The organism is Bradyrhizobium sp. PRIMUS42, assembly GCF_023006515.1.
Classification (GTDB): Bacteria; Pseudomonadota; Alphaproteobacteria; order Rhizobiales; family Xanthobacteraceae; genus Bradyrhizobium.
Genome location: NZ_JALBGZ010000291.1, coordinates 1 through 7,362, shown reverse-complemented (window position 1 = coordinate 7,362; position 7,362 = coordinate 1). Strand labels below are relative to the sequence as shown.

4 protein-coding genes, 1 tRNA gene and 2 pseudogenes are annotated in these 7,362 nt (G+C 62.6%); 1 reads left to right on the top strand and 6 read right to left on the bottom strand.

Features of this window, described 5'->3' with window-relative positions:
* Positions 1-725: pseudogene (locus MOV75_RS20920) on the top strand (caspase family protein); the annotation flags it as partial.
* Between the two features lie 36 nt (positions 726-761).
* On the opposite strand, the gene MOV75_RS20915 reads toward MOV75_RS20920, so the two are convergent.
* The 6 genes and pseudogenes from MOV75_RS20915 to MOV75_RS20890 form a co-directional block, all read right to left on the bottom strand.
* A tRNA-Val gene (locus MOV75_RS20915) sits at positions 762-838 on the bottom strand.
* A gap of 61 nt (positions 839-899) precedes the next feature.
* Positions 900-1,304: a GFA family protein gene (locus tag MOV75_RS20910; RefSeq protein WP_246926012.1), complete on the bottom strand. Its 405-nt coding sequence runs from the start codon at positions 1,302-1,304 to the stop codon at positions 900-902.
* Between the two features lie 70 nt (positions 1,305-1,374).
* A complete protein-coding gene (gene lon / locus MOV75_RS20905) occupies positions 1,375-3,798 on the bottom strand; it encodes an endopeptidase La (RefSeq protein ID WP_246926011.1) in 2,424 nt (807 codons plus the stop codon).
* A gap of 325 nt (positions 3,799-4,123) precedes the next feature.
* The gene (gene clpX / locus MOV75_RS20900) at positions 4,124-5,395 is read right to left on the bottom strand and encodes an ATP-dependent Clp protease ATP-binding subunit ClpX (RefSeq protein WP_091965274.1); all 1,272 of its coding nucleotides are present in this window, start codon (positions 5,393-5,395) and stop codon (positions 4,124-4,126) included.
* Positions 5,396-5,852: 457 nt separating this feature from the next.
* Complete coding sequence (locus MOV75_RS20895) at positions 5,853-6,488, bottom strand: ATP-dependent Clp protease proteolytic subunit (RefSeq protein WP_246926009.1); 636 nt, start codon at positions 6,486-6,488, stop codon at positions 5,853-5,855.
* A 370-nt stretch (positions 6,489-6,858) separates the two neighbouring features.
* A pseudogene (locus MOV75_RS20890) lies at positions 6,859-7,290 on the bottom strand (trigger factor); the annotation flags it as partial.
* Positions 7,291-7,362: the final 72 nt, after the last annotated feature.

The following is a 7,362-nucleotide window of genomic DNA, read 5'->3' as shown; positions in this document are numbered from 1 at the left end:
AGGACAAGGCGGCGGCTGCGGCCAGAGCCGCCGAAGCCGCGGCGGCAAACGCATTGGCCGACAAGCTGGCAGCGGAGAAGGCGCTGGCCGATAGGCTCGCGAGCGACAAGGCCGCAGCTGATCTGGCGGCCAATCGGGCGTCGGAGAAACCAGCCTCCGCCAATGCGGAGCAGAAGGTCGCAGCCGTGGCGCCCTCTTCGCCCCCGCCCGCGACGTCAGCGCAGGAAACGACGAAGCTGGTGCAGGCGGAGCTGCGCCGCGTCGGGTGCCTGACGACTTCGGTAGACGGCGACTGGAACGCGTCGTCACAACGCTCATTGACGTTTTTCAACAAGTACGCCGGCACCAAGTTCGACCCCAAGCTCGCGAGCTTCGACGCGCTCGATGCGATCAAGGCCAAGCCGGGACGTGTCTGCCCGCTGGTCTGCGACCACGGCTTCAAGGCCGATGGCGACACCTGCGTTAAGATCGCTTGCCGAGCCGGTTACCGCGTCAACGGCGACAATGAATGCGAGAAGGTGCAGGACAAGAAGCCTGTCGCGACGCGAGAGGATTCGACCCACAGAGACAGGGCGCGCAGGCAAATCGAGGCAGCGCCCTCAGCGCCGCAGGTGGCGGGGCAAATGACTTGCAACAATGCTGGCTGTCGTCCCGTGCGCAAGGGGTGCCATTTGGAGAAAGTCGCCGATAATACGGTCAGCGGCCTGCGTGAGGTCTGCAATTGATCGACGGACAACGAAAGCGGCGCCGCAAGAGGAGATTGGTGGGCGGTCACGGATTCGAACCGCGGACCCTCTCGGTGTAAACGAGATGCTCTAACCAGCTGAGCTAACCGCCCTCGCCGCCTCTTTAGCCTCACAAGCCCCGGACGGGCAAGCGCGGAACTTCAAGCCGTGCGGTCAATCCCCCGGCCTGCCCGGCAGCAGCGGCACGGCGTCGATCCACACCGCCGCCGACTGACACCAGATCTGCCTCACGGGCCGCAACTTGTCACGCTGGCGGATGCTGCCCCAGCGGATGCCCCAATCGTCCTCCTGGTCGCCCTCGCCGCTGGTGAACAGCGGGGAACCGCAGTCGGCGCAAAAATGCTGGAAGCGCATCCGCCCGTTGTCGCCGCGCTTGCCGTAGATTTTTGGCGTGCCAGCAGTGAGCTTGACATCCGCCGCGCCGCAGATCGCGGTCACCCGGAACGGCGAGCCGGTCAAGGTCTGGCAATCGGTGCAGTGGCAGACCGAGACCGCCTCCGGATCGACCTCGGCCTCGAAGGTGATTGTCCCGCAATGGCATTGCCCGTCGATCTGCATCGCCCGCATCTCCTTGCCCCAAAACAAAAACGGCGCCCGAAGGCGCCGTTTTATCATCTTTCGCGATGGCCTAGTGAGCGGTCAGGCCGCCGGCGGCTTCATCGCCGTCCGGCTTCACCGTCACCTTGGTGTCCTCTTCCCAGACGATCGGCACCGGCTTCTTCACCAGCGCCTTGGCGACGACGTCGTCGAGACGGGAAACCGGGATGATCTCCATGCCGCCCTTGATCGCATCGGAAATCTCCGTGAGATCCTTGGCGTTGTCCTCGGGGATCAGCACCGTCTTGATGCCGCCGCGGGCCGCAGCCAGCAGCTTCTCCTTCAGGCCGCCGATCGGAAGCACCCGGCCGCGTAGCGTGATCTCACCGGTCATCGCGACATCGTGGCGGACCGGGATGCCGGTCATCACCGAGATGATCGCGGTGGCCATGGCGACGCCCGCGGATGGACCGTCCTTCGGCGTCGCGCCTTCCGGCACGTGCACGTGGATGTCGCGGCGATCGAACATCGGCGGCTCGATGCCGTAATTGATCGCGCGCGAGCGGACATAGGACGCCGCCGCCGAGATCGATTCCTTCATCACGTCGCGCAGATTGCCCGTGACCGTCATCTTGCCCTTGCCGGGCATCATGACGCCTTCGATGGTCAGCAGCTCGCCGCCGACATCGGTCCAGGCAAGGCCGGTGACAATGCCGACCTGCGGCTCGCTCTCGATCTCGCCGAAGCGGTACTTCGGCACGCCGAGCAACTCTTCCAGAGTCTTCTCGGTGACCTTGACCGACTTCTTCTTGGAGATCATCAGCTCCTTCACCGCCTTGCGGGCGAGTGTCGAAAGCTCACGCTCCAGGTTGCGCACGCCCGCTTCGCGGGTGTAGCGGCGGATCAGAAGCAGCAGCGCGTCGTCGTCGATCGAGAACTCCTTGGAGTCCAGACCGTGCTTGGACACCGCGTTCGGGATCAGATGCTTGCGCGCGATCTCGACCTTCTCGTTCTCGGTGTAGCCCGCGATCCGGATGATCTCCATGCGGTCCATCAGCGGGCCCGGAATATTGAGCGTATTCGCGGTCGTGATGAACATCACGTTGGACAGATCGTAGTCGACCTCGAGATAGTGGTCGTTGAACGTCCCGTTCTGCTCGGGGTCGAGGACCTCGAGCAAGGCGGAGGACGGATCGCCGCGGAAATCGGCGCCCATCTTGTCGATCTCGTCGAGCAGGAACAGCGGATTGGACGACTTGGCCTTGCGCATCGACTGGATGATCTTGCCGGGCATCGAGCCGATATAGGTGCGGCGGTGACCGCGGATCTCGGCCTCGTCGCGCACGCCGCCGAGCGAGACGCGCACGAATTCGCGCCCCGTCGCCTTCGCGATCGACTTGCCGAGCGAGGTCTTGCCGACGCCGGGAGGCCCGACGAGGCACAGGATCGGGCCCGTCAGCTTGTTGGCGCGCGACTGCACGGCGAGATACTCGACGATGCGCTCCTTGACCTTCTCCAGCCCGTAGTGATCGGAGTCCAGGACGGCCTGCGCCGCTTCCAGATCCTTCTTCACCTTGGACTTCTTGTTCCACGGAATCGACAGCAGCCAATCCAGATAGTTGCGCACGACGGTCGCTTCCGCGGACATCGGCGACATCTGGCGCAGCTTCTTCAATTCATGCTGCGCCTTCTCGCGCGCTTCCTTGGAGAGCTTGGTCTTGGAGATCTTCTCTTCGAGATCGGCGAGCTCGTCGCGACCATCGTCGTCGCCGAGTTCCTTCTGGATCGCCTTCATCTGCTCGTTGAGATAATACTCGCGCTGGGTCTTCTCCATCTGGCGCTTGACGCGCGAGCGGATGCGCTTCTCGACCTGCAGCACCGAGATCTCGCTCTCCATCAGGCCCAGCACCTTCTCCAGGCGCGTGGTGACCGACAGCGTCTCCAGGATGCCCTGGCGGTCGGCGATCTTGACGGCGAGATGCGAGGCCACGGTGTCGGCGAGCTTGGCGAAATCGGTGATCGCCTGCACGACGCCGACGACCTCGGCCGAGATCTTCTTGTTGAGCTTCACATAGCTCTCGAAGTCGGACACGACCGAGCGTGCCATCGCTTCGGCCTCGACCGACTTCGCATCGGTGTCGGCGAGCGCAATGGCGGTCGCTTCGTAATAGTCGGCGCGATCAGTGTATTTCTGCACGCGCGCACGCTCGAGCCCTTCGACCAGCACCTTCACGGTGCCGTCAGGGAGCTTCAAGAGCTGCAGCACGCTGGCGAGCGTACCGGTCTCGTAAATGGCATCGGGCGCCGGATCATCGTCGGACGCGTTCTTCTGCGTCGCGAGCATGATCAGCGCGTCGTTCTTCATCACCTCTTCCAGCGCGCGGATCGACTTCTCGCGGCCGACGAAGAGCGGAACGATCATGTGCGGGAAGACGACGATGTCGCGCAGCGGCAGCACGGGATAAGCGTGCGTTTCGCCATGGACGATGGTTGGCCGCGGTTTTGGATTAGTCATGGCCTTTTCCTTTTGCTTTGCCCCCTTGCACGCAGCCCGCCGTCTTCATGCGCAACCGCCACAAGGTGCCGAGGTGATCCACAAAACCGGCCTACCAATCGAAGGTTGGACCGGGCTTGCCGGATCGGAACTGAGGCGAATCTGGAAGAGAATTTTTGCTCGCCGCCGACATTAGGTGGCTATCGACCCGGGGGGTGTCAAGTCATTGAAAAACGCGCGCCATCAGGCGCTTACGCAACGCGGTAAGCGACGCAACACCGGCTGCGGAGATACACTTCCGCAGCCCAACTCGAGGGTACAATTGGAGCGTTCCAGCGCCGCCAGATCAGGCGCTGGCGTTCTCGACGGCGCGATCGGACCGATCGGCGTAGATGTAGAGCGGACGCGCCGTTCCTTCCACGACTTCGCGGGAGATCACGACTTCTTCCACACCTTCCAGGCCCGGCAGGTCGAACATGGTCTCGAGCAGGATCGCCTCGAGGATCGAACGCAACCCGCGCGCGCCGGTCTTGCGCTCGATCGCCTTGCGGGCGACCGCGCCAAGCGCCTCGTCGGCGAAGGTCAGCTCGATGTTCTCCATCTCGAACAGCCGCTGGTACTGTTTCACCAGCGCGTTCTTCGGCTCCGTCAGGATCTTCTTCAGCGAGGCCTCGTCGAGATCCTCGAGCGTCGCCACGACCGGCAGACGGCCGACGAATTCGGGGATGAGGCCGTACTTCAGGAGGTCCTCAGGTTCGACGTGACGGAAGATCTCGCCGGTCCGGCGGTCTTCCGGCGCCATCACCTGGGCCGCGAAACCGATCGAGGTCGACCGTCCGCGTGCCGAGATGATCTTCTCGAGGCCGGCAAACGCGCCGCCGCAGATGAACAGGATGTTGGTGGTGTCCACCTGCAGGAATTCCTGCTGCGGATGCTTGCGGCCGCCCTGCGGCGGGACCGAAGCCACCGTGCCTTCCATGATCTTCAGCAGCGCCTGCTGCACGCCCTCACCCGACACGTCGCGCGTGATCGAGGGGTTGTCGGACTTGCGGCTGATCTTGTCGATTTCGTCGATGTAGACGATGCCGCGCTGGGCGCGCTCGACATTGTAGTCGGCGGCCTGGAGCAGCTTCAGGATGATGTTCTCGACGTCCTCACCGACATAGCCGGCCTCGGTCAGCGTCGTCGCATCCGCCATGGTGAACGGCACGTCGAGGATGCGGGCGAGCGTCTGCGCGAGCAGCGTCTTGCCCGAGCCGGTCGGACCGATCAGCAGGATGTTCGACTTCGCGAGCTCGACGTCGTTGTGCTTGGTCTGGTGGTTGAGGCGCTTGTAGTGGTTGTGCACCGCGACCGACAGGACCTTCTTCGCATGGCTCTGGCCGATCACGTAATCGTCCAGGACCTTGCAGATTTCCTTCGGCGTCGGAATGCCGTCGCGCGACTTGACCAGCGAGGATTTGTTCTCCTCGCGGATGATGTCCATACAGAGCTCGACGCACTCGTCGCAGATGAAGACCGTGGGACCCGCGATCAGTTTGCGGACTTCGTGCTGGCTCTTGCCGCAGAACGAGCAATATAGCGTGTTCTTGGAGTCGCTCGTGCCGACCTTACTCATTCATGTCTCCGTCCGCGGTTCGATCCCGTTCCGCTCGATCGCTCCATTCCGGCACGGTGGCCGGCTTGAAGCTTAAGTAGAGCAAATTGCGTACCAAAAAAGACCCTACGCGTTACATCCCGTGCGAATCACGGTCGCTCGATTCTCCGCGATCTTAGCCGATCATTCGTAGCCAACCATGCTGTCACCCGACTATCAAGAATTCGCTAATCGGGCGTCGCCGGCTACCCGTGACAATACCGTGATTTCCGGTCTTGGCACGGGCGAAGTGATCGAAATCACCCCGGCGTTGCTGGATTGCCACGAAAAACAAGCACGAAAGCGGAACTTTCTGCCTGTCGCAGGGCGCAAACCCGCGTTTTGCAGCGCGCACACGCGCCCATAGCGTGAACGCCACCTGATGGTGCGCGACGATCCCAAGAGGTTGCCGAGGGATCGCCGTCACACTCCAGTAGTGTTACGGAGTCTTCGCCGCTGCCGCTTCCTCAGCGCGCTTGTCGATGACCCTGTCGACCAGGCCGAACTCCTTGGCGTCGTTCGCGGTCAGGAACTTGTCACGTTCCAGTGCGTCCTCGATCGACTTGTAGGTCTGGCCGGTGTGCTTCACGTAGATCTCGTTGAGCCGCTTCTTCAGGTTCAGGATTTCCTGGGCATGCAGCATGATGTCGGTGGCCTGGCCCTGGAAGCCGCCGGAGGGCTGATGCACCATGATGCGCGCATTCGGCAGCGAGAAGCGCATGTCCTTCTCGCCGGCGCAGAGCAGCAGCGAGCCCATCGAGGCGGCCTGCCCCGTGCACAGCGTCGAAACCGGCGGGCGGATGAACTGCATGGTGTCGTAGATCGCAAGGCCCGACGTCACCACGCCGCCCGGCGAGTTGATGTACATCGAGATTTCCTTCTTCGGATTTTCCGCCTCGAGGAACAAGAGCTGCGCGACGACCAGCGTCGACATGCCGTCCTCGACCGGCCCGGTCAGGAAGATGATGCGCTCCTTCAGGAGGCGCGAGAAGATGTCGTAGGCGCGCTCGCCACGGTTGGTCTGCTCGACCACCATGGGCACGAGGTTCATGTAGGTTTCAACCGGATCGCGCATGAGTCACCTAGGGTTTTCGGAGACGGACATCGCCGGCCTGGCTGCCAGTTTGGCTGGATTTGCCGGAAGGGCGGATGGACGTCCAGTGATGCAGGAACTTGGGTAAGAAGTAGAAGGCGTATCGACAGATATAGCCCAATTCGCTTCTGACAAGTGCGGAGCGCATTAAGGCTTAATCTGTCGGGCAGTTGAAGCTGATTCGCACAAAGAGGCCCAGCCGGCCATCTGGCTAGCTGGGCCTCTTCGCTGATCATCCTTAATAGATGACTGTCCCAGAGCCCCATTCCGACGGAATCGGAACGGGCCTAGTTTTGACGCGCTTTCCTTACGCGAACCGGCATCCACTTCGCTCGAAAACGCTCCAGAGCCATCAGGCGGCGGTCTTTTCCGCCTCGTCGTCCTTGTAGAGGTCCTCGCGCGAGACCTTCTTCTCGGTCACGTTGGCGAGTTCGAGGATGAAGTCGACGACCTTGTCCTCATAGATCGGTGCGCGAAGCTGGGCCAACGCCTGGGCGTTGCTGCGATAATAGTCCCAGACTTCCTTCTCGCGGCCGGGCATGGAGCGCGCGCGCTCGATCACGGCGCGGCCGACCTCGTCGTCGGTCACGGAGATCTTGTTCTTCTCGCCGATCTCGGAGAGCACGAGGCCGAGCCGCACGCGGCGGTCGGCGATCTTGCGGTACTCTTCCTTGGCCGCATCCTCAGTGGTGTCCTCGTCGGCAAAGGTCTTGCCGGCGGAGGCCATCTCGGCCTTGACCGAGTTCCACATCAGATTGAACTCTTCGTCGACCAGCGAGGGCGGCGGGTTGACGGGTGTCCGCCTGTTTTGCCCGACGGGTCATTTTGACACACCCTTGGAGCCCCTCCCACCGTC

What these genes read in the sequence shown, in the direction of transcription:
- lon (WP_246926011.1), bottom strand. Translation starts at nt 3,798, where the DNA reads ATGACTAATCCAAAACCGCGGCCAACCATCGTCCATGGCGAAACGCAC.
- MOV75_RS20895 (WP_246926009.1), bottom strand. Translation starts at nt 6,488, where the DNA reads ATGCGCGATCCGGTTGAAACCTACATGAACCTCGTGCCCATGGTGGTC.
- MOV75_RS20910 (WP_246926012.1), bottom strand. Translation starts at nt 1,304, where the DNA reads ATGCAGATCGACGGGCAATGCCATTGCGGGACAATCACCTTCGAGGCC.
- clpX (WP_091965274.1), bottom strand. Translation starts at nt 5,395, where the DNA reads ATGAGTAAGGTCGGCACGAGCGACTCCAAGAACACGCTATATTGCTCG.